At 63.5% G+C, this 301-nt stretch carries 1 protein-coding gene; it reads left to right on the top strand.

Features of this window, described 5'->3' with window-relative positions:
• Nucleotides 1-301, top strand: a 301-nt coding sequence (locus tag EN852_RS38900; protein WP_135879907.1) for an FAD-dependent oxidoreductase, incomplete at both ends; no start/stop codon positions are given.

Here is a 301-nt window from a genome sequence, read left to right as displayed (position 1 = left end):
TCGGGCTGATGGCCGGCGTCGATCTGCCGGTGACGCCGATGGAGCACCATTATTTCGTCACCGAGGACATTCCGGAGGTCGCCGCCCTCGACAAGGAGCTCGGCCTCGCCGTCGACCTCGACGGCTTCTCGTATCTCAGGCAGGAGCGAAAGGGTGTGCTGCTCGGTGTCTACGAGCAGAACCCGAAACACTGGAACATGGACGGCGCGCCCTGGGACTACGGGATCGAGCTGATCCCGGAGGATATCGACCGCATCAGCCCCGAGCTTTCCAAGGCCTATCAGCGCTTTCCCTGCCTGGC

This window comes from Mesorhizobium sp. M2E.F.Ca.ET.209.01.1.1 (genome assembly GCF_004010375.2).
Taxonomy (GTDB): Bacteria; Pseudomonadota; Alphaproteobacteria; order Rhizobiales; family Rhizobiaceae; genus Mesorhizobium.
Note: the sequence above shows the minus strand (reverse complement) of the source record. Positions and strands in the feature narration are given on the sequence as shown.